This is a genomic window from Glutamicibacter sp. NPDC087583, from assembly GCF_044743685.1.
Lineage (GTDB): Bacteria > Actinomycetota > Actinomycetes > Actinomycetales > Micrococcaceae > Glutamicibacter.
In genome coordinates, this window is sequence record NZ_JBIUWY010000001.1 from 1,063,708 (window position 1) to 1,090,008 (window position 26,301).

At 63.0% G+C, this 26,301-nt stretch carries 24 protein-coding genes and 1 tRNA gene; 7 read left to right on the forward strand and 18 right to left on the reverse strand.

From position 1 onward, the window contains the following. Positions 1–102: 102 nt before the first annotated feature. From pafA to ACIOU9_RS05090, 7 genes are all read right to left on the reverse strand, one after another. The gene (gene pafA / locus ACIOU9_RS05060; RefSeq protein WP_105657839.1) at positions 103–1,476 is read right to left on the reverse strand and encodes a Pup--protein ligase; all 1,374 of its coding nucleotides are present in this window, start codon (positions 1,474–1,476) and stop codon (positions 103–105) included. Between the two features lie 78 nt (positions 1,477–1,554). Next, a complete protein-coding gene (locus ACIOU9_RS05065) occupies positions 1,555–1,740 on the reverse strand; it encodes a ubiquitin-like protein Pup (protein WP_105657838.1) in 186 nt (61 codons plus the stop codon). Between the two features lie 66 nt (positions 1,741–1,806). Next, a complete protein-coding gene (dop, locus tag ACIOU9_RS05070) occupies positions 1,807–3,423 on the reverse strand; it encodes a depupylase/deamidase Dop (protein WP_105657837.1) in 1,617 nt (538 codons plus the stop codon). Beyond that, complete coding sequence (arc, locus tag ACIOU9_RS05075) at positions 3,420–5,057, reverse strand: proteasome ATPase (protein WP_166650701.1); 1,638 nt, start codon at positions 5,055–5,057, stop codon at positions 3,420–3,422. Before arc ends, dop begins: the two co-directional genes overlap by 4 nt. A 220-nt stretch (positions 5,058–5,277) precedes the next feature. Further along, positions 5,278–6,339 carry a tRNA (adenine-N1)-methyltransferase gene (locus ACIOU9_RS05080; RefSeq protein WP_105657835.1) on the reverse strand — a complete coding sequence of 354 codons (1,062 nt, stop codon included), beginning with the start codon at positions 6,337–6,339 and terminating at the stop codon, positions 5,278–5,280. A 42-nt stretch (positions 6,340–6,381) separates the two neighbouring features. After that, positions 6,382–7,509 carry a site-2 protease family protein gene (locus tag ACIOU9_RS05085; RefSeq protein ID WP_105657834.1) on the reverse strand — a complete coding sequence of 376 codons (1,128 nt, stop codon included), beginning with the start codon at positions 7,507–7,509 and terminating at the stop codon, positions 6,382–6,384. Further along, positions 7,506–8,219 (reverse strand): HAD family phosphatase, encoded by a 714-nt coding sequence (locus ACIOU9_RS05090; RefSeq protein ID WP_105657833.1) that lies wholly within the window; start codon positions 8,217–8,219, stop codon positions 7,506–7,508. Before ACIOU9_RS05090 ends, ACIOU9_RS05085 begins: the two co-directional genes overlap by 4 nt. Before the next feature lie 83 nt (positions 8,220–8,302). On the opposite strand from ACIOU9_RS05090, the gene ACIOU9_RS05095 reads away from it, so the two are divergent. After that, entirely contained in the window at positions 8,303–9,211 is a 909-nt protein-coding gene (locus tag ACIOU9_RS05095; RefSeq protein WP_105657832.1) for a PAC2 family protein, read from the forward strand. A 33-nt stretch (positions 9,212–9,244) separates the two neighbouring features. Here ACIOU9_RS05095 and mshC read toward each other — a convergent pair whose 3' ends face one another. The 3 genes from mshC to ACIOU9_RS05110 form a co-directional block, all read right to left on the reverse strand. Continuing rightward, on the reverse strand, positions 9,245–10,507 hold the full coding sequence (gene mshC, locus ACIOU9_RS05100; protein WP_105657831.1) for a cysteine--1-D-myo-inosityl 2-amino-2-deoxy-alpha-D-glucopyranoside ligase: 1,263 nt from the start codon (positions 10,505–10,507) through the stop codon (positions 9,245–9,247). 127 nt (positions 10,508–10,634) lie between these two features. After that, the gene (locus ACIOU9_RS05105) at positions 10,635–11,459 is read right to left on the reverse strand and encodes an undecaprenyl-diphosphate phosphatase (protein WP_105657830.1); all 825 of its coding nucleotides are present in this window, start codon (positions 11,457–11,459) and stop codon (positions 10,635–10,637) included. Positions 11,460–11,537: 78 nt separating this feature from the next. Continuing rightward, entirely contained in the window at positions 11,538–11,747 is a 210-nt protein-coding gene (locus ACIOU9_RS05110; protein WP_105657829.1) for a hypothetical protein, read from the reverse strand. 44 nt (positions 11,748–11,791) lie between these two features. On the opposite strand from ACIOU9_RS05110, the gene ACIOU9_RS05115 reads away from it, so the two are divergent. Next, positions 11,792–12,025 (forward strand): DUF5703 family protein, encoded by a 234-nt coding sequence (locus ACIOU9_RS05115; RefSeq protein WP_105657828.1) that lies wholly within the window; start codon positions 11,792–11,794, stop codon positions 12,023–12,025. A 65-nt stretch (positions 12,026–12,090) separates the two neighbouring features. Here the strand turns inward: ACIOU9_RS05115 and ACIOU9_RS05120 are convergent, their stop codons facing one another. The 5 genes from ACIOU9_RS05120 to ACIOU9_RS05140 form a co-directional block, all read right to left on the reverse strand. After that, on the reverse strand, positions 12,091–13,230 hold the full coding sequence (locus ACIOU9_RS05120) for an acyl-CoA dehydrogenase family protein (RefSeq protein ID WP_105657868.1): 1,140 nt from the start codon (positions 13,228–13,230) through the stop codon (positions 12,091–12,093). A 47-nt stretch (positions 13,231–13,277) separates the two neighbouring features. Continuing rightward, positions 13,278–14,594 carry a M20/M25/M40 family metallo-hydrolase gene (locus ACIOU9_RS05125; RefSeq protein ID WP_402696184.1) on the reverse strand — a complete coding sequence of 439 codons (1,317 nt, stop codon included), beginning with the start codon at positions 14,592–14,594 and terminating at the stop codon, positions 13,278–13,280. Positions 14,595–14,678: 84 nt separating this feature from the next. Beyond that, positions 14,679–15,638 carry a TAXI family TRAP transporter solute-binding subunit gene (locus ACIOU9_RS05130; RefSeq protein ID WP_219844343.1) on the reverse strand — a complete coding sequence of 320 codons (960 nt, stop codon included), beginning with the start codon at positions 15,636–15,638 and terminating at the stop codon, positions 14,679–14,681. 4 nt (positions 15,639–15,642) lie between these two features. Next, the gene (locus ACIOU9_RS05135; RefSeq protein WP_402696185.1) at positions 15,643–17,079 is read right to left on the reverse strand and encodes an ATP-binding protein; all 1,437 of its coding nucleotides are present in this window, start codon (positions 17,077–17,079) and stop codon (positions 15,643–15,645) included. Next, entirely contained in the window at positions 17,076–17,744 is a 669-nt protein-coding gene (locus ACIOU9_RS05140; protein WP_105661563.1) for a response regulator transcription factor, read from the reverse strand. The genes ACIOU9_RS05135 and ACIOU9_RS05140 overlap by 4 nt, the downstream gene beginning before the upstream one ends. A gap of 243 nt (positions 17,745–17,987) precedes the next feature. Here ACIOU9_RS05140 and ACIOU9_RS05145 point away from each other — a divergent pair, with 243 nt between their 5' ends. From ACIOU9_RS05145 to ACIOU9_RS05165, 5 genes are all read left to right on the forward strand, one after another. Then, complete coding sequence (locus tag ACIOU9_RS05145) at positions 17,988–19,268, forward strand: Nramp family divalent metal transporter (RefSeq protein WP_105661266.1); 1,281 nt, start codon at positions 17,988–17,990, stop codon at positions 19,266–19,268. Positions 19,269–19,350: 82 nt separating this feature from the next. Beyond that, the gene (locus ACIOU9_RS05150) at positions 19,351–19,995 is read left to right on the forward strand and encodes an NADPH-dependent F420 reductase (protein WP_105661562.1); all 645 of its coding nucleotides are present in this window, start codon (positions 19,351–19,353) and stop codon (positions 19,993–19,995) included. 228 nt (positions 19,996–20,223) lie between these two features. Beyond that, a tRNA-Leu gene (locus ACIOU9_RS05155) sits at positions 20,224–20,307 on the forward strand. 132 nt (positions 20,308–20,439) lie between these two features. After that, a complete protein-coding gene (locus ACIOU9_RS05160) occupies positions 20,440–21,417 on the forward strand; it encodes an alpha/beta fold hydrolase (protein WP_105661265.1) in 978 nt (325 codons plus the stop codon). Positions 21,418–21,484: 67 nt separating this feature from the next. Further along, on the forward strand, positions 21,485–22,678 hold the full coding sequence (locus ACIOU9_RS05165) for a glycosyltransferase (RefSeq protein ID WP_105661264.1): 1,194 nt from the start codon (positions 21,485–21,487) through the stop codon (positions 22,676–22,678). A gap of 62 nt (positions 22,679–22,740) precedes the next feature. On the opposite strand, the gene ACIOU9_RS05170 is transcribed toward ACIOU9_RS05165, so the two are convergent. The 3 genes from ACIOU9_RS05170 to ACIOU9_RS05180 are packed head-to-tail and all read right to left on the reverse strand — an operon-like array spanning position 22,741 to position 26,228. Next, the gene (locus ACIOU9_RS05170; RefSeq protein WP_105661263.1) at positions 22,741–23,595 is read right to left on the reverse strand and encodes a MaoC/PaaZ C-terminal domain-containing protein; all 855 of its coding nucleotides are present in this window, start codon (positions 23,593–23,595) and stop codon (positions 22,741–22,743) included. Continuing rightward, entirely contained in the window at positions 23,596–24,933 is a 1,338-nt protein-coding gene (locus ACIOU9_RS05175; RefSeq protein WP_105661262.1) for a 3-oxoacyl-ACP reductase, read from the reverse strand. Further along, on the reverse strand, positions 24,933–26,228 hold the full coding sequence (locus ACIOU9_RS05180; RefSeq protein ID WP_402696187.1) for an acetyl-CoA C-acetyltransferase: 1,296 nt from the start codon (positions 26,226–26,228) through the stop codon (positions 24,933–24,935). Before ACIOU9_RS05180 ends, ACIOU9_RS05175 begins: the two co-directional genes overlap by 1 nt. Positions 26,229–26,301 lie beyond the last annotated feature (73 nt).

The window sequence follows — 26,301 nt, forward strand, 5'->3', positions numbered from 1 at the left end:
GGACTAGCTGGTCATGCATTGCGGGCTTGCACAGGGCAAGGCCCGTAATGATCTGCGTCCAGCTTAGAGGTTTTTGCTGTGTAAATACTTGTTTCCAGCTAGCTAAAGCTGCTGGCCCATCAGCTCAATGAGCTCGTCAATCTGTGAATTGGTGGTTGCGAACGGGTCCTTGCACAGCACAATTCCGCCCGGGCCATCCTCATACTTCATGTGGACCCAATCGGCGCTATAGCGTCGCCCATTGGCGCGGGCGGCGCGAATGAATTTGCTTCGCAGTGCCGCGCGTGTCGTGGCTGGCGGGTTGTTCACAGCCTGATTGATTTCAGCGTCGGAGACGACTGCGCTGGCCAGGCCGCGGCGCTTGAGCAGGTGGAACAGGCCGCGCTGCGGGTCGATGTCATGGTAAGTCAGGTTCAGCTGCGCGATCCGTGGCGCCGAGAGCTCCAGGGAGTTCTTCTGGGCATAGCCCGTGAGCAGCTTGTGCTTGATCGCCCAGTCGATGTCCCGGTCGATCAGCGAGAAGTCCTGGCTTTCCACTGCGTTCAGCGTGCGTTCCCACAATTCCAGGACGGTATCCACCTGGTCGTGGTGCGCGCCGTGGCGGGCGATGAATTCCTTGACGGATTCGAAGAGGATCCACTGGATCTGCAGTGCGGTCGGTTCGTCGCCGCCCATGAGCCGCACCACGGTCTGGCCAGTGAAATCGTGGGAGATCTGGCGGATGGAGCGAATCGGGTTTTCCAGTCGCAGATCGTGGTAGATTTCGCCGGATTCGATCAGGCGCAGCACCAGGTCGGTGGCGCCGATCTTCAGCAGCTGGGTGGTTTCGCTCATCGACGAGTCGCCCACTATGACATGCAGCCGGCGGTGGTACTCGGCATCGGCGTGCGGCTCATCGCGGGTATTGATGATCGGACGCGAGCGCGTTGTGGCCGAGGAGACCCCCTCCCACATGTGATCGGCGCGCTGGGAGAAGACGTACTTGGTCTGCTCTTCATCGGTGATCAGATGCCCGGCACCGCACAATAGCTGGCGGGTGACGAGGAAAGGGATGAGCATGTCAGCGAGGCGCTTGAACTCGATTTTGCGTGGAATCAGGTAGTTCTCGTGGCAGCCATAGGAGTTCCCGGCGGAGTCCACATTGTTCTTGAACATGTAGATCCGGCCTTCGTGGCCTTCCTCGGCCAGCTGGTCCTCTGCCTGGTCAACGAGGTCCAGCATGAACGCCTCCCCTGCGCGGTCGTGGGCGATCAGCTGCTTGAGCTGGTCGCATTCCGCGGTGGCGTACTCCGGGTGCGAGCCCACATCCAGGTAGAGGCGCGAGCCGTTCTCCAGGAACACATTCGAACTGCGCCCCCAGCTGACTACCGGCTTGAACAGGTGCCGTGCGGCATCCTCCGGGGTGAGCCGGCGCCCATCCGACGGGACATAATTCAGCCCGAATTCGGTTTCCAGACCAAAGATTCTGCGATCCACGCGAAGCTACTTCCCCTCAACTGCGGTTCCGCCACATTGGCCAGAACACGACTTCCAAAGCTGTGTGCCCGTTGGGGCTTACTGGCCGCCCTTTTGCACGAATCCGCGGACGAACTCTTCAGCGTTGGATTCCAGCACCGAGTCGATCTCGTCCAGCAGGTCATCCACGCCGGCGGACTGGCCGGTGGTGTTCACCTGGACCTGTTCCGTTTCGGCCTGCTGGTTCTGGGTGCTGCGGCGGGCCGAGAAGCTTTCCTGAGTCATCGTTTTCTCCTAAGTCGTCGTGAATCCCGGAATTACGCGCCGAGACTCATACCTATTCTGCGCCGATTAGCGACGCCTGGCCAATTCGTCGATAAATTCCGCAATCTCCAGCTGCGTGTCGAACAGCTCGCCAACCTGCGCACGGGTTCCGCCCAGCGGTTCGGGCATGTGGAAGCGGCTGATCTTGCGCGCCCCGGGGACGGCGAAGGACAACGCATCCCAGTTCGCTGCGACCACGTAGGGCGCATAGCGCTGCAGGGTCATGCCGCGCAGGTAGGCCCGGGTATCTTCCGGCGGGCTGGCCACGGCTTGGTTGATCTCCTGCTGGCTGAAGATCCTCTGGATGGCCCCGCGTTCGGCCATGCGGTAGTACAAGCCCTTGTCGGTCCGCAAATCAGCCCATTGCAGGTCCAGCATCGCCACGCGTGGATCGGACAGCTCAAGCTGGTGGCGCTGGGCGAAGCCGTTGACCAGCTGGTATTTGGCGATCCAGTCAATCTGGTCTGCCGCGTCCATCGGGTCGCGCTCGAGCAACTCCAGGATCTGCGCCCAACGGCTGAGGATCTCGGTGGTGTCCGGATCATCAATGCCGCGTGCCGCACAGTAGTTTTCTGCCGCATGCAGGTAATGGCGCTGGATTTCAATGGCGGTGAGCTGGACCCCGCCGCGCAACCGCACCTTGGCCTTCAGGGTGGGGTCGTGGCTGATTTGCTGCAAGGCCAGGACCGGCTCGACCAGTTCCAGCTGCGGGGCCATCCCCGCTTCGATCAGCGAGAGTACCAAGTTGGTGGTGCCCACGCGCAGCAGGGTGGAGATCTGCCCGAGGTTCGCATCCCCGATGATCACGTGCAGGCGGCGGTACTTGTCCCAGTTCGCGTGCGGTTCATCGCGGGTGTTGATGATCGGGCGGTTGATCGTGGTTTCCAGGCCCACTTCCGCCTCGAAGAAGTCGGCACGCTGGGAGACCTGGAAGGCGGCGCGCTCGTTGAGCATGCCCTGGCCCACCCGGCCGGCACCGCAGAAGATCTGCCTGCTGGCAAAGAACGGGGTGAGCCCGCGGACAATCGAAGAGAACTCGATGCCGCGCGGCATCAGGTAGTTCTCATGCGAGCCGTAGGAGACCGACTTGTTATCGGTGTTGTTCTTGTACAGCAGCAGTTCCCCGCTGCCCATGCGCTGGGCGGCGGCCGCGGCGCGGCGCATCACTTCATCGCCGGCTTGGTCCCAGAGCACCGCATCACGCGGGGTCATCGATTCGGGGCTGGAGTATTCCGGGTGGGCGTGGTCGACGTACAGGCGTGCGCCGTTGCCCAGGACCATGTTCATCACGACATCCGTGGATTCCTTCTCCTGGTAGAGCGTTGAACCCAGATGCGCGTCGTTGCCATCCAGCGCAATGGATTCGGCGGTCCAGATGCCCTCGTCGTCCAGCCCCGGCTCCAGGTCGGTCAGCTGGCTCGGATGCGCTTGGGCCCGGTCCATGGCGAATCCGCGCGCATCTTGCAGCGGGGATTCGTCGCTGTAGTCCCAGCGTGCTGCCTTGGCCGCCGAATCCTGCTCGGCGACCAATTGCGCGTAGGCGTCAACGATCTGCGCCGAAAGCACCGTGGCGTTGGCCTTGGGCATGTTCGGGCGGATAATTCCGTATTCGGTTTCCAGGCCGACCAGCCGACGTGCGCTCATTTGCCGGCCTGCTGCTGGACCAGGGAACGGATGTTGCTGATCCGCTCGCCCTTGCGGCCGGAAATTCGGGCCCAATCATCGGGGTTGGTGGTGTTGGGCATGTCTTCGTGCTCGGCGAACTCTTCGCGCACCGCACGCAGCAGGTACTCCATTTTCAGTCCGCGTTCGTTCTGCGTAATCAGCGCCTTGATGGCATGCTTCTTGGCGCGGTCCACGATGTTGTGGATGACCGCGCCCGAGGCGAAGTCCTTGAAGTAGAGCACTTCGGTGGCACCGGTAACATAGGTGACTTCGAGGAATTCGTTGATCCGCTCGGTGGAGTACATTGCCTGGACGGCTCCGCGGATCATGCGCGCTATGGTGGCGCCGGCATCCCCGGCATCGGCATCGAGCTCATCGGCGTGCAGCGGCAGTTCGGTCGTCAGGTACTTGCTGAAGATTTCTGTGGCGCCCTCGGCATCGGGACGGCGGATCTTGATCTTGACATCCAGGCGTCCCGGACGCAGGATCGCCGGGTCGATCATGTCCTCGCGGTTGGACGCGCCGATGACAATCACGTTATCCAGGCGCTCGACGCCGTCAATTTCGGCCAGCAGCTGCGGCACGATGGTGGTTTCCACATCCGAGGAGACACCGGTGCCGCGGGTACGGAACAGCGCTTCCATCTCGTCGAAGAACACCACCACCGGATCTCCATGCAGCGCCTTCTCCCGGGCGCGGGCGAAGATCAGGCGGATGTGCCGCTCGGTTTCGCCCACGTACTTGTCCAGCAGCTCCGGACCCTTGATGTTCAGGAAGTAGCTGCGGTTGCTGGCCCCTTCCTTGCGCTCGACGACGCGCTGGGCCAGGGAGTGCGCCACCGCCTTGGCGATCAGGGTCTTGCCGCAGCCCGGAGGACCGTAGAGCAGGATCCCCTTTGGCGCGCTCAACCCGTGTTCGCGGTACAGCTCAGGGTGGGTGAAGGGCAGCTCCACCGAGTCCTTGATGGCTTCGATCTGCGAGTTCAGCCCGCCAATGTCCGAGTAGGCAATGTCCGGGACTTCCTCGAGCACCAGGGACTGCATGTCGGTGAGCTGGACGCGGGATACCGCCATGCCCGAACGCGAATCGATGGCCAGCTGGTCGCCCACGCGCAGGTGCATCTCGCGCAGCGGGCCAGCGAGTTCAACGACGCGCTGGTCATCGGCACGGGCCATGACTACGGCGTGGTGATTTTCCAGCAGTTCCTTGACCGTGACCAGTTCACCGGTCTCCTCGAATCCCAGGGCCGCGACGATCACCAGTGCTTCATTGAGCAGCACCTGCTGGCCGATGACCAGCTTGTCGAAATCCATCAGCGGGCTGACGGCCACGCGCATCTTGCGCCCGGAGTAGATGACATCTGCGGACTGGGCGCCGGTGGATTCGATGCCGAGCCCGGGTTCGGGGTGCTTGCGCGGGTGCTTGGCCACGATGGTGCCGTGGCTGAAGGGAGTGTCCCCGTCCTTTTCCAGCGCCGACTTCAGGTTGATGATCTGCTCGCGGGTGGTTTCCAGCAGGGCCACCAGGCGCTTGTTATTGCCGCTGATCCCGGCGAGTTGCTTGTCGAGGTTGCGATTCTTGTCGCGCAGCACGTTGACCTGGCGTTCGGTCATCTGCAGCCGCTCGGCCAATTGTTCTGCCTCGCGATTATCGTTCACGTTCCAACCTCCAACATCCAACGTCACCGGGGCGGTTCGTGCGCCCTGATGAGGTTTTTTCCGGTGCTTGGCGCACCGTCTTGCTTCCATCCTAGGAACTGAAGGCCCCGAGTGCAGAACACTCGGGGCCCAATGTCACATAATGAGACGCAATGTCTCAATATATGGTTGCAGCTCAGGCTTCGCCGCCAGCGCCTTCGGCGCCTTCTTCAGCGGCACGCACGCGCACGGACTGGTTGGCATCGCGGGCGGCCCGGCGCAGCTTCTTATCAGACAAGCCGCGCTCGCCCAGTGCTTCAGCGGTCCACTCGCCCTCGGCGTGATCGCGCGTCCATGCGCTCAGGTCCTCATCGGAGTACGAGTGCTCCTTGATGCGCTTGGCCTTCGGGATGCCATCGGCGGAATCGGCCAGACGGCGGCAGGTGATCAGGAATGCGGTGTGCGCCACCATCCGGTGATCCGGGCGGACAGCCAGGCCGTCGACGTGCCAGCCGCGCACCAGGGTTTCGAAGCACTCTGGCTCGGTGAACTGGCCCGAAGCACGGATTGCCTCGACCACGCGGGACATCTGGGTCACCGAGGACACGTAGTTGGTCCACACGCCGCCCGGCGCCAGCACGGTAGCTACCGCATCCAGGCATTCCCAGGGGCTGAGCATGTCCAGGACCACGCGGTCGATGCTGCCCGGTGCTTCCAGCTCGACGACCCTGTCCTGGAAGTCGCCGATGGAGATCTGCCACGAGGGGTGCTCGCCACCGAAGACGGTGGAGATGTTGCCGCGGGCGATATCGGCGAATTCCTCGCGTCGCTCGAAGGAGTGCAGGAAGCCCTCATCGCCGACCGCGCGCAGCAGCGAGATGGACAGCGCGCCGGAACCGACGCCGGCTTCGACGACGCGTGCGCCCGGGAAGATGTCGCCGAACTGCACGATCTGCGCGGCATCCTTCGGGTAGACCACGGTGGCGCCGCGCGGCATGGAGAGCACGAAATCCTTGGCCAGCGGGCGCAGGGCCTGGTAGCGGAAGCCGTCGATATTCTCGATGACCGAGCCTTCGGGCAGGCCGATGATGGCCTCGTGCGGCAGCACGCCCTTGTGCGTGTGGAACTCTCCACCGTGCTGCAGGGTGATGGTGTTGATCCGGCGTTTCTCGTCGGTCAGCTGCACGCGGTCGCCGACACGGAAGGGGCCGCGACGGGCTGCCGCGCCGTGCGGCGCCTGGCTCTTAGCTTCGCTCACTGATGTGATCCTTTTCTTGGTGCTTTTCAGTCTGTATAGAGTTTACTTGCGGCGTCCGGTGACGGCGTTGACGATCTGCCGCTGGTGCAGCAGGCCCACCACCTGCCCGGTGGCGCTGATCACCGCGTATTCGGCGCTGTCCACGCTGGCCAGGTAGTCGATCAGTGCGCGGCCATCGGAATCCTCGGCCACGATCGCGCCCTGGCCCAGGGCACGGGACACGGCCAAGGCCGGAACCTGGGCCGCCTGGTTCGGGCCCACCCGGGACAGTGCCTGCGCATCGATGACCCCGACCGGCATCCCTTTCGGGTCGACTAGGATGATCTCTCCCCCGCGAGCGTTCTGGCGGGAGAGCACGTCGGCTACGGTTGCGTGCGAAACCATGGCCGAAGCCGGGCGCATCAAGTCGGTGGCGATCACGGTGGGCAGGTTCAGCATCATCTTGGAGTGCGCAATCAGCTGCGTGGTGGCTTGCCACATGAACATCGCCACCATGATGCCGACCACCACCGTGATGATCTGGGGCTGCTCGCCGCGTACCAGAGGATAGATCACGAAGTAGAAGACCAGGCCCACGGCGATTGCCCGGCCCACCCAGCTCGAGGCGATGGTGCCCTTGAACTGGGATCCGGTGGCCTTCCAGACGATCGATTCGACCAGCCGCCCGCCATCGAGCGGAAGCCCGGGCAGCGCGTTGAAGGCGCCGAGCAGCAGGTTGGCATAGACGAAGAAGTCCAGTAGCAGGTTCGGGTACACGCCCATGGCCGCGTTCTCGATCACCAGCCAGCCGATTCCGGCCAGCAGGAAATTCGACAGCGGTCCGGAGAGTGCCACCCAGAGCGAGGCGCCGGGCTTGGCCTTGAAGGAACCGAACTGGGTGTGCCCGCCCATCAGCGTCAACACGATGTGCGCATCGGGCCACTTGAAGGCGCGCGCGGTCATCGCGTGCGCGACCTCATGGATCAGCACGGCCACGGCAATAGCCACCGCGCAGGCCAGGCCCATCAGGTAGGCGTTCAGCGGCGGGATGATTCCGCCGCGCGAAAGCTGGATGCCAACGCTGAAGGTGATGACCGCGGTGATGATGAACCACGAGCTGGAGAGGTAGACCGGGACGCCGCCGATACGCCCCAGCTTGATTCCAGGGGACTTTTCCTGAGTGTCGCTCACGCGCTAACCTGCACCAACCATCGAGTCATTTCATGTACGTCCACGGATGCCAAGCTGTCGATCCGGCGCCAATTGCCTTCGCCCGGGTCGGTGGCGTTGGGGACCAGCACCGCATGCAGCCCGGCCGCGGACGCCGAGGCGATGCCCGGCACGGAATCCTCGAAACCAATGCACCTGGCTGCTTCCAGTTCTTTCCCGGTGCACTGGCCAAGCAGCTGCAGTCCAGCCAGATAAGGTTCCGGGTGCGGCTTGCCGTTGGCGACCTCTTCACCGGTAACGCTGGCCTGGAAGGTGCCTTCGGGGATGCTGAGCATCAGTTCATCGACGATGCTGCGCTCGGACATGGTCACCAGGGCCTGCGGGATGCCTGCCTGCTTGCACGCCGCGAGCAATTCGCGGGCTCCTGGCCGCCAAGGGATCTCGCGGCGGATGCCGGCAACCACCCGGGCAGAGAGCCAGTCGATGATCTCGCGGATCTCCAGCTTGACCCCGGCCTGCTGCAGGGCCCGGGCGCCATCTGGCAAGGCGTTGCCGACCAGGGCCAGGCCTTGTTCATGGCTCCATGAGCCGCCATGGGAAGCCACCAGCTCAGCTTCGGCAGCCAGCCAATAGGGTTCGGTGTCGATCAGCGTACCGTCCATATCCCACAGGACAGCTTGCGGGGTTGCGGGCTCGGTTCCGGCGGCAAAGTCAAAACTGGTGCTTGGCATGAGTCCATTCTAGATGGAAGAGTGGGGCTAAGCCGCTTCGGCGAGCCACGCCGAGAGCATCGAGTGCTGCCAAGGAGTCTTCAATGAACGAGGAATACCACGCCCCGACGCTGAATAGCTATATTGCCAAGACCCAGCATGAGATTCGCCCCACCATCGTCTTGGCTGCCTTCGAGGGGTGGAACGACGCCGGTTCGGCGGCCACGGACGCCGTCCGCCTGCTGCTCGAGTCCAACGCCCATGAGCATGTGGCCACCGTGGGCGAGGACGATTTCTACGACTACCAGTTCACCCGGCCCAAGACCCGGCGCACCGGGAGCGGGCGCGTAGTGGACTGGCCGTGCACCGAGATCTTCAAGATCCATTTGCCCCAGGCGGCCGCCGACCTGCTGGTGGTGCTGGGTGTCGAGCCGACGTTCAAATGGCAGACCTTCTGCTCGCGGATCATCAAGGTGGCCCAATCCCACAATGCCCATGCCGTGCTCGCCCTGGGCGCCTTGCTGGCTGATGTGCCGCATACCCGGCCGGTGCCGACCTCGCTGGCCAGCGACGATCCGCGGTTCCAGGAGCACTTGAGGATCAGCGCCTCCACCTACGAGGGGCCCACCGGAATCCCCTCGGTGCTCGGCGTGGAGTTCGAACGGTACGGGATCCCGAGCCTGTCGCTTTGGGCTCAGCTCTCCCACTATGTTGCGCAGTCCCCCAGCCCGCGGGTGCAACTGGCCATCATCGAGCTGCTGGAGGAAGTCATCCCGGTCTCCGTGCCGGACCAGAAACTGCGCGAGGATGCGCTGGCCTGGAAGCACGGGGTCGATGAGCTCGCGGCAGCGGATCCGGATGTGGCCAAGTACGTTGAACAGCTGGAGCAGGCAACGGACACCAGCGAGCTTCCCGAGGCCAGCGGCGAGTCCATTGCCCGGGAATTCGAGCGCTATCTGCGCCGCCGGGGAAAGTACCGCAAAGACAGCCCGGGGTCCGACTTCGATATCTGAAGCCGGACCCCGGGATGCTTGGCGCGGTGCTGCCTAGAGCTTGAGCCCCAGCAGCGCGTCGATGCCGTGGCGCAACGCTTCGGCGCCGTCGCCATTCGACCCGGCCGGCTGCGCCGCCCACCGGTCGAGTGCCTCCAGCGCGGAGGGCGCATCGATGTCATCGGCCATGTGCTTGCGGATGCTTTCCACTACCTTGGCTGCGTCCTCGTTGCTGGTGGTGGCCAAGGCCTGGCGCCAGGCAGCCACCCGCTGCTGGGCTGCGGCCAGCAATTGCTCGGTCCAGAACCAGTCGCTGCGGTAGTGCTGGGAGAGCAGTACGGCGCGGATCGCTACCGGCTCGACGCCGGCTTCGCGCAGTTTGGAAACCAGCACCAGGTTGCCCAGGGACTTGCTCATCTTTTCGCCGTCCAGGCCCACCATGCCGGTGTGCACGTAGGTCTGCGCGAGTTCCGCGTTATCGCCAGCAGCTGCGTGGGCCGCAGAGAATTCGTGGTGCGGGAAGATCAGGTCCGAGCCGCCACCCTGGACAGTGAAGGGGGCCGGCAGGGTCTTGCGGGCAATCACCGAGCATTCGATGTGCCAGCCCGGGCGGCCGGCACCGAGCTTGCCGCCATCCCATGACGGCTCGCCCTCGCGGGCGGCACGCCATAGCAGCGGGTCCAGCGCATCGCGCTTGCCGGCACGATCCGGATCCCCGCCGCGTTCGGCGAAGAAGCCGAGCATGGTCTCGCGGTCGTAGTTCGAAACGGCGCCCAGTTTCCAGGCATCGTTCTGGGCGGCCAGGGTGTCGAAGTACACGTCGCCTTCCACCCCATCGGCACCAGCCGGCACACGGTAGGCCAGATCCGCATCGAGCAGCTGCTCGACGACCGGGACCAGCCAGTGGATGGATTCCACCGCGCCGATGTAGTTCTGCGGCGGAATGACGTTCAGGGCTTCCATGTCGTCGCGGAAGAGCTGGATCTGCGACTCGGCCAGTTCGCGCCAATCGACGTTGGTTGCTGCGGCGCGCTCGAGCAGCGGGTCGTCCACGTCGGTGATGTTCTGGGTGTAGGCCACGGTGCGACCGGCATCGCGCCAGGTGCGCTGCACCAGGTCGAAGGTGACATATGTGGCGGCGTGGCCCATATGGGTGGCGTCATAGGGGGTGATACCGCAAACGTACATGCTGGCCGGCGCAATAGCTTCATCCGCTGGCGCAGTGGCCTGTCGGGCTCCGGTGGCGGTATTGAAAAGTTCCAGTGTTGGTGCTGAACCAGCCACCTGAGGTACCTCAGGGTTATTCCACGCGTGCACTTATGGACATCCTTTCGCAGATGCGACGTATTTCTTCCTTTAACTCCAAGTGAAGCAAGGCGAGGTTTATTCCCGTTAACTGCAAGATGCCCGTGAAGCAGTCCACGGACATCTTGGAAAACCTGGATCAGGCGGCCATCCAGCCCAATCCCAGAGCGACGAACAGCGCCAGGCCCAGCAGGATGCGGTACCAGACGAAGAAGCGGTAGGAGTGGGTGGAAACGAACTTCAGGAACCAGCCCACAATCAGGAAGCCGACGACGAAGGCCACGACGGTAGCGACACCGGTCTGCGCCAGGGTGTAGACACCTGGTTCGTCGAAGGACTTGACCAGCTTGTACAGGCCCGAGGCGAACACCGCCGGGATCGCCAGCAGGAACGAGTAGCGGGCTGCGGCTTCACGGGTGTACCCCATGAGCAAACCCGCGGTGATGGTGCCGCCCGAACGCGAGACGCCCGGAATCAAGGCCATGGCCTGGGCGAAACCGTAGAAGATGCCGTGCTTGACGGTCAGCTTGTCCAAGGTGCGCTGCTGCTTGCCGTAGTGGTCGGCGATGGCCAGGATCAGGCCGAAGACCACCAGTGTGGTCGCAACAATCCACAGCGAACGGAAGTTCGTATCGATGTAGTCTTCCAGCAGCAGGCCCAGGATCGCGATCGGTAGGGAGCCGATAATGATCAGCCAGCCCATCTTGGCGTCCGGATCCGAATGCGGGATCTTGCCGGCCAGTGCCTTGCACCAGGCGCCGATGATCCGCACGATGTCACGCCAGAAGAAGACGATCACTGCGGTTTCGGTACCCAGCTGGGTAATGGCGGTAAATGCCGCTCCGGGGTCTTGGGCGTTGGGCAGGAGTTCGCCAACGATACGCAAGTGGGCTGAGGACGAGATCGGGAGGAACTCGGTCAGGCCCTGGATCAATCCTAGGAAAGCTGCTTCAAACCAATTCACCCCTCGACATTACTTCACCGATTGCGACTATCCGGACTCAGAAACACGGAATAGGAAAAATTCACTCCGTGGTCGTACTCACGCATCATCCGAGGGTATGGTGAAGGGCAATAACTCGGAATACTGATCGTAGAGGGCGTCTTCATAGTCTTCGAAGGCATCGGCCAGCGCGCCAAAAGCCGCGTCGACGGATGCCTCGCCAGCACCGCGGCTCTGCGACACAATTGCCAGGTGCTGCTCCAGGCGTGCAATAAATGCTTGCAGTGCAAAACTCGGTTCAGTACTCATAGCATGAGGCTACAACGCACGGCGTTCTTTAGATAGGGGGCAGGATGCTCGAAGAAAGAATTAAGCCACCGCTGCATCATCCCGATGACCAGCGCTTTGAATACCTGGTCATAACTTCTTTCCCGGGCGAACCAAAGCATGTCGCCCGCGCCGCCCTGCGGGAGCACGCCGATAACGGCAAATGGGAGCTTATGCGCACCTGCCGCTATGAAGGCGGCGCCCAAAAGTACTGGCTGCGCCGCCGGGTGATGCGCATTCGCAGCACCCTGGCTCCCTGAACCGGCAACAGGGCACATGGCACCATGCCCGCCATTGGCCCTCACGGCAATCGCGGGTCCTTGCCTCAGCTGTCGAGCGGGCCTACCAGCCACGAGGCCACCGTATTGGCTGCCGAGGCGGCATTGGACGGGTGGTACCAGCTGGCCTGCACGTCGCGGTAGAGCCGTTCGAACTCCGATCCCCGGAAATATCCGCCACCGCCCAGCAGCTGTCCGGCAACCTGGATGTTCTCCCGTGCAGTGCCCCCGGCCAAGGTGCGCAGCGTCACCAGCTTGGGGAACCACGCGCTCTGGTGATCCGCCTTGGCCTCCAGGTCACCGGCCACCGAGCGTTGCAGGGCATCCAGGGCCAGCAGGCGCATCGCCGCTTCGGCCAAGAGCCCGCGGGCACGCACATCCTGCGCATACCGGGTCCCGTCCTGGTGCACCCGCTGGCCCAGGGCCTCCTGGGCCAGGGTCACCGCACGATCTGCGATGCCCACGTAGACGCTTGCGGTCAGGGTCAGGAAGGATGCGAAGATGCCGAAGACCAGCGGGTCCTGGTTAGGACCGGCCGGCAGCCGGCTATGCACCCATTCGCGCGGGGCCACCGCATTTTCCAGCTTCGTGGTGTGCGACTGGCTGGCCCGCATGCCCAGGGTGTTCCAGTCGTTCATGGAATGCACGCCCTCGCCCCTGGCGACGAAGCCGTGAACCAGTTCCCCGGATTCCTCATCCTTGCCGAACACCCCCAATCGGGTGAACGCCGGCGCCAGCGAGGTGAAGATCTTCACGCCATTGAACTCCACCGAGCCATCGGCAGCAGTTCTCGCCCTGGTCTTCGAGTCGAAGAGCACCGCGTCGTTGCCGGGCTCCGAAATCCCGAACGCCATCACTTCGCCCTCGGCAATCCAATCGGCCACCATATCCAGGCGCCGGTCCCCGCGGGCCTGCAGCAAATACGCGACGCCCGCCCATACCTGGTGCATGTTGATCGCCAGGGCCGTGCCGGGTGCCGCGGTGGCCAGGCGGCGCTGGGCCAGGGCCAGGGTCTCGAAGTTCCACCCCAGTCCCCCGCGCTCTGCCGGCACCAGCGCCTTGAGGTAGCCCAGTTCCACCAGTTCGTTGAAGTCTTCGATGGCGAACGAGTTCGACTCGTCATAGCCGGCGGCCCGGTCCCGGAAACGCTCAAGCAGCTCGTCGCTCAGTATGGATTCGATGGTCAAGGATTCTGCTCCTGGATTCTGTTGTGCTGGCTGGGCCAACGCTGGTTCTAGTATTCCTGCAAGAGGTTTTGCAGCACCCGCACGCCGAACTTGATGGAGTCCACCGGCACGCGTTCGTCGACGCCATGGAACATTCCGGTGAAATCCAGCTCGGCAGGAAGTTGCAGCGGCGCGAATCCGTAGCCGGTGATCCCCAGTTTGGCCAGCCATTTGTTATCGGTTCCGCCAGAAAGCATATAGGGCAGAACCACGGCATCCGGGTCTTCAGCCAGCAACGACGCGATCATGGAATCCACCAGCGCACCGGCGAAGGGCACCTCCAGGGATTCCTGCTCATGCACCATGGACAGCTCAACGTGTTCCCCGGCCAGTTCACGCAGGGTCTCCAAGGTGGCTTCGTGCTGCTCGGGCAGGGTGCGGCAGTCGATCAGCGCTTGGGCCTGCCCGGGAATGACGTTGTGCTTGTAGCCTGCCTCCAGGGCGGAGGGATTCGCGGTGTTCTGCAAGGCAGCCCCGACGAAGCGCGAGACATTGCCCATGGCCGAGAGCAGCGGGGCCGGATCGGCTTCATCGAAGTCCAGTCCGGACAGCTCGGCCACCTGCTCAAGCAATGCGCGAGTGGTTTTGGTGTAGGACAGCGGCCATTGATGCTCACCGATGCGATGGACGGCTCCTGCCAGATGGGTGACCGCATTATCGGTGTTGAGCTGCGAGCCGTGGCCGGCCATGCCCTTGGATTCCAGCTTCAGCCAGGCGATGCCCTTTTCCGCAGTCTGCAGCATGTAGGCCCGGCGGCCGTTGATTTCGACCGAGAACCCGCCGACTTCGCTAATGGCCTCGGCCGCCCCGGCGAAGAGTTCGGGATGGTTCTGCACCATCCAGCCGGAACCATAGTCCCCGCCAGCTTCCTCATCGGCGAAGAAGGCGATGACCAGATCGCGCCGCGGGGTGATGTTCTCGCGTTGCAGGTGGCGGATGGCGGCGATAATCATCGCGTCCATGTTCTTCATGTCCACCGCTCCGCGTCCCCAGATCATCCCATCGATGATCTGGGCCCCGAAAGGATCCACGCTCCAGTCTTCGGCGATGGCCGGCACGACATCCAGGTGGCCGTGCACGACCAGGGCCGGCAATGACGGATCGGCCCCCGGGATGCGGGTGACCACGTTGGCCCGCCCGGGAGCGGATTCATAGATCGTGGCTTCCAGGCCGACGTCCTCGAGCAGCCCAGCGACATAGCGGGCGGCGTCAAGCTCCCCCGCGCCCTTGTTGCCTCCATAGTTCGTCGTGTCGATCTGAATCAGTTTCCTGCAGATCTCTACGGCTTCATTTTCCATGAGTGGAATGTCGCCAGCAGTGGACATCGCCAATGATCCTCTCGTAGCAGTGCTTTGCAATACACACTAGTGGGCAAAGCCCTCACCGTCGTGTGCGCACGTGCGCAATTTCTAGCCGTGAAGTTCCTGGTAGGCCTTCCTCGCGCCCGGGTGCAGGGGCTGGCCTCCGGTGCTGACCAAGGTTTCGGGGGTCAAGAACTGGATGCCGGCGCTGGATTCTGGCACCAGCCGATCAGCGTGGGCGACCAGGAGCTTGACGACGGCTCCGGCCAGCTCCTCGGGCATGTCCGCGCGCGCCATCAACAGGTTGCCAACCCCGATCGTCTCCACGGCCTTGATTCCGCGGTAGGTTCCCTCCGGGATGACTACCCCGTCGTAGAGATCCGGGTACCGCTCGCGCAGCTGCGGCAGCACCGCTGATACATCGAGCAGGCCCAAGTCCATGGTTGAAGCGAGCCGGCTCAGCGAAGCAACAGGCAGGCCGCCGAAAAGGAATAGCGCGTCAATGCTTCCCTTGCCCAGCGCCTCCAGCCCTGCCGCGTACCCGTACTGCAGCTCCTTGGGCGCGATCCCGCGATTCTTCAGCTTCGCTGCCCGCAATATGCGCTGGCCGGTCACCCACGTACCTGACCCTGGCGCACCGGTGCCGATGGTGCGTCCTGCCAGATCCTGCAGCGAGCTAATCCCGGCTGCTGTGCGGATGATGCAATGGAAATAGTTCTGGTACACGCGGCCCAGGGCCAGCGGCTGCGCTTGTGGAGCGCTGTCCTTCCGGTACTGGTCCACCGTATCGGCCAGGGCAAGAGCCAGCCCGGCCTTGTTTTCTGCGAGCATCGCCAGATTCTGGGCGCTGGCCTGGGTATTGAGGGCTGCTGAATGCTCGGCGACGCCGTGGTCCACCAAGGCGTTGGAGAGCAAGGAGGCAAATTGGAAGTACATGCCCCCGTCTTCACCGGAGGCGATATCCAATCGATGCGCAGTGGGCAACGAGCTGCAGGAATTCAGTGCTGGCAGTCCGGCGGCGACTGGGGCTGCCAGGAGATATCGAAGCAAGTTCCGCCGGGACGGCATGGGCTCAGGATTCATCGGGCACCTCGGGCTTGCTGCCATGCAGGGGCAGGCTGATCGTTGCTTTGAGCCCTTCGCCCGGAGCCGATTCAAGCGTGAGCTCACCGGCATTCGCGCGCGCCAAGCGATCCACGATAGCCAGTCCCAAACCTGTTCCCGGACTGTGCCGCACACGTTCTGCACGCCAGAACCGCTCGCCTGCATTCGCGAGTTCAGCAGCGTTCATGCCGGCTCCGTGATCCTGTATTTGGATGCTGGCAGTTCCCGGGTTGAGCCGCAGGCCCAGGACGATCTTGCTGCCAGGGGCGTACTTGAAGGCGTTTTCCAGTAGTTCCGCGAGCATCTGCTGCAAATCGAATCCGTTGCACCACACCATGGCGGTCTGCCCCGAGGTGGCGCTGCCATCGAGCACCAGCTGGTTTCCCCGTTGCCGGGCAACCTCGGATTGGCGTTCGACTTCCTCGGCGAGCATCTGCCCGACGTCGACTTGTTGGCCGTGCACGGCTGTCTCGGGCAAGGACTCCCCCGCATTTTGCTCGGCTAGCCGATGCTCGGCGCTGGCCAAGCGCATGACGCCGTCCAGCAGGGTTTCCACCCGATGCAGTTCGTTTTCCACCGCGTGCACTCCGACGGGATCCGCTTGGTCGCCCATGCGCATCTTCAAAAGATCCACGCGCAACCGCAAGGCGGCAACGGGGTTCCGAAGCTGATGGGATGTTTCAGCAATGAGCTCCTGCTGCTGCTTCAGGCTCTCGGCCATAGTTCGGGCCATGCTGCCCAGCGACCGCGATAGTCGGCGCAGTTCCGGTGGGCCTTGCTCTTCGAGGAGAACTGGTGCCTGATGCCGCGCAATGTCATTGACGGCATCATTGAGCCGGTGCACCGGACGGAGCACCCAGAAGGTCAGGCGGTCGGCCAAGAGCAGGAGTCCAGCGCCAATGGAAATGACAACAAGCCACAGCAGGCTGGACTTTTCCAGCACCTTGGCGCGTGCAGTTTCCAAGTTCACTTGCATCGTGACAGAGCCGAGCACTTGAGCAGAATTGCCGAACGGCTGCGAGAGGAAGGCGGTGGCATCCGAGAGAGGATCGATCGGCGGGATCTGGACCAGTCCCAGATTCAGCTCTGAATTGCGCACGGTGCCAGCGACCTCGGGATCCGCAGGATCGATACTGCCCGAGACCAGTTGCCGCTGGCCCAGATTGATCAGCAGCCCTTCGCCATAGAGGTCGCTATAGGTGTCCATCTCCAGCTGGAGCAGCGACATGTCATTTGCCAGATCAGCATGGGCGGCAAGCTGGACAAAGCGGTTCAATGCCGATAACCGGTTCAACTGGACTTCAGCGGTGGCATCACGGCTGACGCTCTGCAACAGCATCGCGCTGACGATGGCGACGATTGCAAGCAGCAGCGTGCCCAGGATCCCCAGTACGCGCAGCCTCACGGGCTTGGCGTCTCTAGCCGGTAGCCGACTCCGCGAACGTTCACGATCATCCCGGGCGCAGCAAGCTTGGAGCGCAAACCGGTGAGGTGCACATCCAAGGAGCGCGACACCGCCACGAACGCGTCGCCCCACAAGCGATCAAGAATCTGCTCCCGGGTTACCACCGCTCCGTCATGCTGGGCCAGCAATGCCAGCAGCTCGAATTCCTTGGCGGTCAGTTGGAGGTGCCGTCCATTCAGAATTGCTTCGTGCTTCCCGGTGTCCACACGCAGTCCGCCGGCGATGAGCACACCGCCATTGTCATTGGATTGGACCTTGGCGCGGCGGGCCACCGCATCGATGCGGGCCAGAAGGACCGCCAGCCCGATGGGCTTGACCAGGAAATCGTCGGCGCCCTGGCGCAGTCCCCGGACAACGCTCCGCTCGTCATTGCGCGCCGAGAGGATGACCACGGGGACTTCACTGATTTGGCGCAGTTTGCGCAGGACTTCCAGTCCATCCATATCCGGCAGGCCCAGATCCAGCAGGATCATCTGTGCATTGTGGTGCTTCAATAGCGCGTCAGCACCGCGGCTGACATGCTCGGCCTGATGGCCTGCGGCGCTCACGGCATCGATCAGGGCGCGGGCGACGGCGTGGTCGTCTTCGGCGATCAACAGCTGCACGGCATCATCCTCGACGTTCAGATCCGGGCTCGGCGCCCATGGGTAACTGATCAATTCTAGCAATTCGGAACACGCAGTGTTCTCCACGTCACTGCATTCCTAAGAAAGTGTTAGTACTTGACTGAGAGTTTGCCAGTAAGAAAGATCACTACCAAGATTGAATACGATCTCACACCCCCGTGGTCCGCGTCACTGCCGATGCGACTCTGCGGCGGCATCGCACTGTGTCAAAAGGAAAATCAAATGAGCGAGAACATCCAGGCGCAACGCGCCGACCTAGACGGTGGCGGCCCGCCGCGCTGGAAAGTCATTGGCCCGGGACTGGTCGTTGCGGCGACCGGCGTTGGCGCAGCTGACATGGTTGCCACACTAGTAGCAGGCAGCCAGTACGGCTATGCGCTGCTCTGGGCAGTGATTGTCGGCGTGATCCTGAAGATTGTTCTGGTTGAAGGCGCCGGCCGCTACACCCTGGCAACTGGCAAAACCATTTTCGAGGGCTGGAAGACCCTGGGCAAGTGGACCACCTGGTACTTCGGTCCCTACATCATCATCTGGGGCTTCGTTTACGGCGCTACGGCGATGAGTTCCGCTGCATTGCCGCTGGCCGCCTTGATGCCGGCAGTGGATCTGAAGATCTGGGCAGTGCTCATGGGCCTGCTGGGCTTCGTGATGGTCTGGTTCGGAAAGTACAGCTTCTTCGAGAAGATCACCGCTGTACTGGTGGGCATCATGTTCGTGACCGTGGTGGGCTTGGCTTTCATCGCTGTGCCAAATATTCCGGAAATGCTCAAGGGCCTGATCCCGATGATCCCGGAAGGCGGCGTGGTCTACACCCTGGCGTTGGCTGGCGGCGTCGGCGGTACCATCACCTTGGCCGCTTACGGCTACTGGCTGCGCGAGAAAGGCTGGTACACCCCTAAGTGGATGCGGGTCATGCGCATCGACAACTCCATGGCTTACGTCATGACCGGCATCTTCGTGTTGGCCATGCTGATCGTTGGCGCGGAAGTTGTTCGCGCCGCCGGCGTGACCATCTCCGGTGGCGACAAGGGCCTGCTGGAACTGGGCGACGTGCTGAAAGCCGAATACGGCGATGTCGTAGGCAACGGCTTCCTCATTGGCTTCTGGGCCGCGTCCTTCTCGTCGATCATCGGCGTATGGAATGGCGTTTCGCTGATGTTCGCCGACTTCTGGGGCCATATGCGCAAGAAGCCGGCAAACCACCCGGATACGCTGACCGGTGGCAAGTACTTCAAGTTCTATGTGCTGTGGCTGACCTTCCCGCCAATGGTGCTCTTCTTGCTGGACAAGCCAATTGCCCTGATCCTGGCCTATGGCGTCCTCGGTGCGCTGTTCATGCCATTCCTGGCGGTCACCCTCCTGGGCCTGCTCAATGGCAAGCGCATCCCCAAGGAATGGGCCAACCGCTGGCATACCAACACCGCGTTGGCGATTACCGCAGTACTGTTCATCATCTTGGGTGTACAGCAGCTGTACAAGTCCCTGGCTCCGCTCTGGAGCTGATGGCCTTTCACTAGGTCCAGAAGCCATGGTGGCATGCAATGAATTGCATGCCACCATGGCTTTCGCGTTTAGGCTGGAGGTTATGAGCATCAAGCGGATTGGAATCCTCGGAGCGGGACGAGCCGGTACAGCCCTCGCCCGCGCAGCAGCATCGGCCAGAATCGACGTACGCATCGCAGGTTCCAGGCCGCCACGGATGATGAAGTACCACCTGGCACAGTACGCATCGCATGCCACCGCCGTACTGGCCGAAGACATTGCCGAGGATGCCGATTTGGTGGTGCTCATGGTGCCCCAAGAGGAACTCGACGACATTGATGTCCCATCCCTGGCTGGCATCTTGCTGGTGGATGCGACCAATCGCTGGGAAGACGAGCCGCTTCCCGACTGGCTGGAAACATCACTTGACGCTGGCTTGTCCAGCTCCGAAGGCATTGCAACCCATTTCAAGAGCTCTCGCGTGGTCAAAGCCCTCAATCACATCAGCCATTGGGACATGGACGCGGATCAGGCAACCAAGCAATCCGCGCAACGCGCCTTGGGCGTCGCCTCGGATAACAAGCAGGATGCCCAGACGGTTTCGGAACTTACCGTCGCCCTGGGTTTCTCTCCGGTCCTCCTGCCCAACTTGGCCGCGGGCCGCGGCTTGGAACCCGGTGGCGCGATCTTCAACGAAGTTCTCGATGCGGCAACGCTGTCCGCCAGGCTCGGCCCATCTTCGCAGTAGAGCCGCTAAACCCGCGTTTCACTAGGCAAATCGCATCATATTCCTGTGACGCTCGACACTGATTTTCTGATTTTTTGCCTTAAACCTCTACTCAATCCCGGTTTTCCCGCGGAATTCCGGGGTTTTCACCCTCCAGTTGCGAGGAGTTTCCCGATTGGAAATCCCCTGCTGGGGGTGGTAAAGTTTTACTTCGTTGCCAGCGATAACAACGCGAACAACAGACAACCTGCGCGGGTGGCGGAATAGGTAGACGCGCTAGCTTGAGGTGCTAGTCCTCGCAAGAGGGTAGGGGTTCAAGTCCCCTTTCGCGCACAGGTAGAATCCCCGGTTGACTTCGGTCAACCGGGGATTTCTTTATTTAATCCGAACGACTCCCCGCCCTCGATTGAGGATGCGGCGCATGCCTCCGCCGCGCTTGCACGTGCGCTGTCGTAAAGTGCTTATATGACTGATTCTTCCCCGGGCAACGTCCCCGCCCAGCAGGGGCTCATGCCAACTGATGACGGCCACCAGCTGTACTGGGAAGAGTTCGGCAGTCCCGGGGGAATCCCGGCACTGCACCTGCACGGTGGACCAGGAGGAACACTCGGCGCGAGCGGCTACCGGAACCGCTGGGATCTGTCCCGTACTCGCCTCATTGGTTTTGAACAGCGCGGTTGCGGACGTTCTCTCCCCTCGGCAGCCGCTGCGGATACGGACATCGGAGAATTCACTACCCAGCGGCTGATAGCCGATATCGAAACGCTGCGTGTCGGGCTGGGTATCGAGAAATGGATTATCAATGGCGTGTCCTGGGGCTCGACCTTGGCTCTCGCCTACGCACAGGCCCATCCCGAACGCGTCGTCGGCATGGTGCTTTTCGCCGTCACGACAACGAGCCGTGAAGAAGTCCAATGGATCACCGAAACTGTTGGAGCGCTCTTCCCGGAAGCATGGGACCGCTTCTCGCGATTCGCCAGCAGCCACATTCCGGCCTACGCGGCGGGTGAACTGCGACTGGTCGAGGCCTACGCGCAACTGCTCGGCTCCACCGATCTGGAACTTCGCGATGCGGCGTCCCGCGAATGGGCGCTATGGGAGGATACCCACATTTCCCTCGGATCGGAGCAGGTAATCCGCGATCCGCGCTGGCATGACCGCCGCTTCCGGCATTCGATGGCACGGCTGACCACTCATTTCTGGGCCCATGATGGTTTCTGCCAGCCGCCGATCATCGAGAATATGGCTGGGATCCGGCACCTGCCGGCCGTTTTGATCCACGGACGAGCCGATGTTTCCGGACCGTCAATGACGGCATGGAAACTTCACCAGCTCTGGCCAGCTTCCTCACTGGTTATCTGCGAGACCGATGGCCACGGCGGAGCGGAGATGGTCGATCACTGGACGTCGGCGAACGCGAACATGCTGGACCTGGCTTCTTGATAGCATCAGAGGCGGAGTTTTGAACGAAAAATTCCGTCACTAGCACAGCACTACTGGAGTACTGAACATGCGCATAGCCATGCTTTCCCTGCATACCTCACCGATGCAGCAGCCGGGCTCCGGCGATGCAGGTGGCATGAACGTGTACATCCAGAACCTTTCCTATGCGCTGGGCGCCCTGGGCCACGAAGTCCACATGCTCACGCGCACCGCCAACGAATCCGAGTCGCTCCAGGTCAGCGAGGGCGTGTGGATGCATCAGGTGCAGATCGCTGCCCATCGGAACCTTGCCAAGGAACAGCTCCCGGCGATCATCGACGAGGCCGCGGAGGAAATCGCAACGCACTTGCACGGCATGAAGTTCGATGTCGTCCACGGGCACTATTGGCTCTCCGGAATGGTGGGGCTGCAACTGGCGCAGCGCTGGTCCGCTCCCTTGCTGGTCTCGATGCACACCTCGGCCGCGGCCAAGGAACACGAATCAGGTCTCCCCGAGCCTGGGAAGCGAAAGGAAGCAGAGAAGCAGCTGCTCGCCGACTGCGCGCGCATCATCGCGAACACGCCCGTCGAGGCGAAACAGCTGCAGCGCTTCTACGCCGTGGACTCGAACAAGCTCGACATCGTCCTGCCGGGCGTCAACCACCGCATCTTCCACCCGGATCAGGACAAGCTGCGCCGGCCTCTGGGAGACGATGACTTGCACCTGGTCTACGCCGGGCGCATGCAACCGCTGAAGGGAGCCCATCTTCTGCTCGAAGCCATGGGCATCGCGCGTCGCGAGGATCCAGCCCTGCGCATTACCGCATCGCTGTTCGGTGCGCTGTCCGGGGCAACGGACTACGACCTGCCAGCGCAAGTCCAACACCACGGCTTGGAGGACGTCGTCCGGTTCTTCGATCCGCTCTCCCCCGAGAAGCTGGCGCTCGTCTTCGCCAATGCCGATGTCGTCGCGGTGCCCTCGCTCTCCGAGACTTTCGGATTGGTGGCCGCCGAAGCGCAGGCCTGTGGCACGCCGGTGTTGGCCAATGCGGTGGGAGGGTTGGCCTACGCCGTCAATGACGGCGAATCCGGTTGGCTCATGACCGAGCCTGATGCCCAGCTTTGGGCCGCCAAGCTGCTTGAACTGGCCCGGGATCCTGAACAGATTACCGCTGCCGGACATGGGGCGCTGGAACATTCGGCCCTCTTCACCTGGGAACGCGCGGCCGTGGCCACCCTGGCCAGCTACCGTGTCGCCCAGTCCGAGCGCCAAGTACGTTGAACGCAATAGTGCCTTGGCCTTCAAGGCAATTCCATTGAAGGCCAAGGCACTAGCGGTGGAGCCTAGCTGCGCACCAGATCCAGCTCGAAGTGGGGCTTGGACTTGCGTGCATTCCACGCGTGGACCTTGTACCCATCGGCTTGCGGCTGGAAGGCCAGGTCAACCGATGCCGGAAGCACTACCGGGGACTTGAACTCGATGCTCCAGTGGTACGTTCCGTTGGCTGGTTCGATCCCCGCCAATGCCCGGGCTGCCAGGTAGATGCCGTGGGCAATAGCCGCTGGCATGCCCAACGCCTTGGCGCTGAGCGCGGACAGGTGAATCGGGTTGTAGTCGCCGGCTACTGCGGCCCAACGACGTCCCGTTCCCTGATCCAGTTTCCAGCTCGCGGTACGCTGCGGTGCAGCAAAGGCCGGATGCGCGCTCTTCTCCGGTGTACGGCCCTCGAGCCGCACGCCTTTGGCCAAGAACGTGCTGCGCAGCAGCACCCGGTCCTGCCCGTCCACGACGAGGCGCATCACCAAGTCGGAGGTCGCCCCATGGGGATGGGCCGATAGGTTCTCGCTGTGCACCTCGATGTCAAAAGCCTCATCCTCAGCCAGCGGCGCAACCACATCGACCTGGTTGGACAGGTGGATCATGCCCAGCAGCGGCAAGGGGAAATCATCTTGCACCATCAAGGACATAGCCAGCGGGAAAGCCAGCGAGTGCAAGTAGAGGCTGGGCAGCACGCCGTTCATCGGCGCGCCTACGGCCTGGCGGAACTCGGCGAGTTTCACCGGATCGGCCTTGGCACCCTGGAAGACCAGGACGGTTTCTGGCAGCACCGGGTTCTTCGGCTTCCGCTTCAGGGTCTTCACGGCCTTGGCATAGACCGAGGCCATCGAGGGAATCGAGGTGACGATCTGCGCACCCATCTAGGCACCTACCAGCGATTGGCCGCAGACCCGCAGCACCTGGCCGTTCAACCCGGCTGCGGCATCGGACCCGAGGAAGCTAATCGCCTCGGCAACGTCTACCGGCAGACCGCCTTGCATCAGCGAAGGCAGAACCATGCGGGCAACGGTGCGGGTACCCAGCGGGATCTTCGCGGTCATCTCGGTCTCGATGAACCCCGGAGCCACAGCGGCGATGGAGCCGCCATTTTCTGCAAACAGCTTGGCGCTGGCGTGCACCATGCCGATCACCCCGCCCTTGGAGGCTGCATAGTTGGTCTGGCCGCGGTTCCCGGCAATGCCGGAGGTGGAAGCCAGCGAAACGATGCGCAAACCGGGCAGCTTGGCTGCCAGGAAGGCCTCATTCATGCGCAGCTGCGAAGCGATGTTCACGGCAATCACCGAGTCCCAGCGGCCGGCATCCATATTGGCCAGCAGCTTGTCCCGGGTGATACCGGCATTGTGGATCACCAGATCCAGCGAGCCATGGCGGCCGATCGCATGGTCCATGATCTGCTGGGCGGCATCCTGGGCGGTGACATCCAGCTGCAAGGCGGTGGCGCCGATGGAGTTGGCGACCTTGGCTAGCGATTCGCCGGCAGCAGGCATATCCACCACAACCACCTGCGCGCCGTCGCGGGACAGCGTCTTGGCGATGGCCGCGCCGATGCCGCGAGCGGCACCGGTCACCACCGCGACCTTGCCGGCCAGCGGCTTGGCGAAGTCGGCAGGCAGCACGCCATCATTGGTGCGCACAGAAAGGAACTGGCCGTCCACGTAGGCGCTGCGCCCGGAGAAGAAGAAGCGCAGCGCGGCCAGCGCACTAGGGCTGGCAACGCTGGTGCCTTGGGCAAGCACGATGCCGTTGGCGGTGGCTCCACCGCGCATTTCGCGGCCCATCGAGCGCACGATGCCGTCGATGCCCTGGCACACGGCGGAAAGCTCCGGCGCATCGTCATCGCTGGCGGGACGGGAGAAGGCCACCACGCGGCCACCTGGCAGCAGCTTGCGCAACGCCTGGCCGGCCGCCAGCATCAGCGGCGACAGCTCGGTGGGGTGCTCGAGTTCATCGAGCAGCAGCACCAGGCCGCCGAGCTTGGCATCGCCGGCGTCGTGCCGGCGCACATCCAGCCCCCAGGCGACCAGGGTGTCGCTCAGGTCCTGGGCCTTGGACGAGGCACCGAGCACCAGCACCGGGCCGGGCAGCAGTGGCGCATCGGGGCTGTAGCGGCGCAAGCGCGGAGGACGCGGCAAGCCCAGCAGGGTGGCCAGCTTCTTGGTGATCCCGGAATTAACCAGTTCCATGTACTTGTCCGCCATTAGCTGCGAGCCTCCAGAATTGCGACGACGCCCTGGCCACCTGCGGCGCAGACCGAAATCAGCGCGCGACCCGAGCCCTTTTCATGCAGCATTTTCGCGGTACTGGCGATGATGCGCCCGCCGGTGGCGGCGAAGGGGTGCCCTGCGGCCAGCGAGGAGCCGTTCACGTTCAGCTTCGACCGGTCGATGGCGCCCAGCGGGGCATCCAGCCCCAGCTTCTCGCGGCAGAATTCCTCGTCCTCCCACGCCTTGAGCGTCGAGAGCACGGTGCCTGCGAAGGCCTCGTGGATCTCGTAGAAATCGAAGTCCTGCAAGGTGAGGTTGTTGCGCTCCAGCATCCGGGCGGTGGCGTAGGCCGGAGCCATCAGCAGGCCCTCGGCACCGTGCACGAAGTCCACTGCTGCCGCTTCGAAGTCCACGAAATTGGCCAGCATCGGCAGGTCGTTGGCTTGCGCGTACTCTTCGCTGCCCAGCAGCACGGCCGAGGCGCCGTCGGTCAGCGGGGTGGAGTTTCCGGCGGTCATGGTCGCCGCATCGCCCAGGTTCTTGCCGAAGGCGGGCTTGAGCTTGCCCAGCTTTTCCATGGTGGAGTCGGCGCGCAGGTTGTTGTCCTTGGACAGGCCGTTGAACGGGGTGACCAGGTCGTTGAAGAAGCCGCGGTCGTAGGCGGCGGCCAGGTTCTGGTGGCTGGCCAGGGCCAGTTCATCCTGGGCCTCGCGAGTGATGCCCCACTTCTTGGTGGTGATTGCCTGGTGGTCGCCCATGGACAGGCCGGTGCGCGGTTCGCCGGTGCCGGGGGCTGCGGGGGCCAGATGGCCTGGGCGCAGCTTGGCCAGCGCGGCGAGCTTGGCCTTGGTGCTGCGGGCGCGGGAAAGCTCCATCAGGATGCCGCGCAGCGCATCCGAGACGGCGATCGGCGCGTCGGAGGTGGTGTCCACGCCGCCGCCGATGGCGGAATCTAGCTGGCCCAGCTTGATCTTGTTGGCCAGCGAGCCGATGGCTTCCATGCCGGTGGCGCAAGCCATCTGCACGTCATAGGCCGGGGTGGCGTGATCCAGCGAGGAGCCGAGCACCGATTCGCGGATCAGGTTGAAGTTCTTGGAATGCTTGAGCACCGCGCCGCCGGCGACGGCCCCGATGCGCTGTCCCTGCAGGCCGAAGCGGGCGACCAGGCCCTCGAGTGCTGCAGTGAACATGTCCTGGTTGGACGCATTGACGTAGGCGGTATTGGAACGGGCGAAGGGAATGCGGTTGCCACCGATGATCACGGCATTGCGCACAGCGGGCTGGCTCATGTTCGTTGAACTCCTACAAATATTCTGGTGTGACAAGTATTACTGTAACCAAGAGTACATGATACTGTGAGTT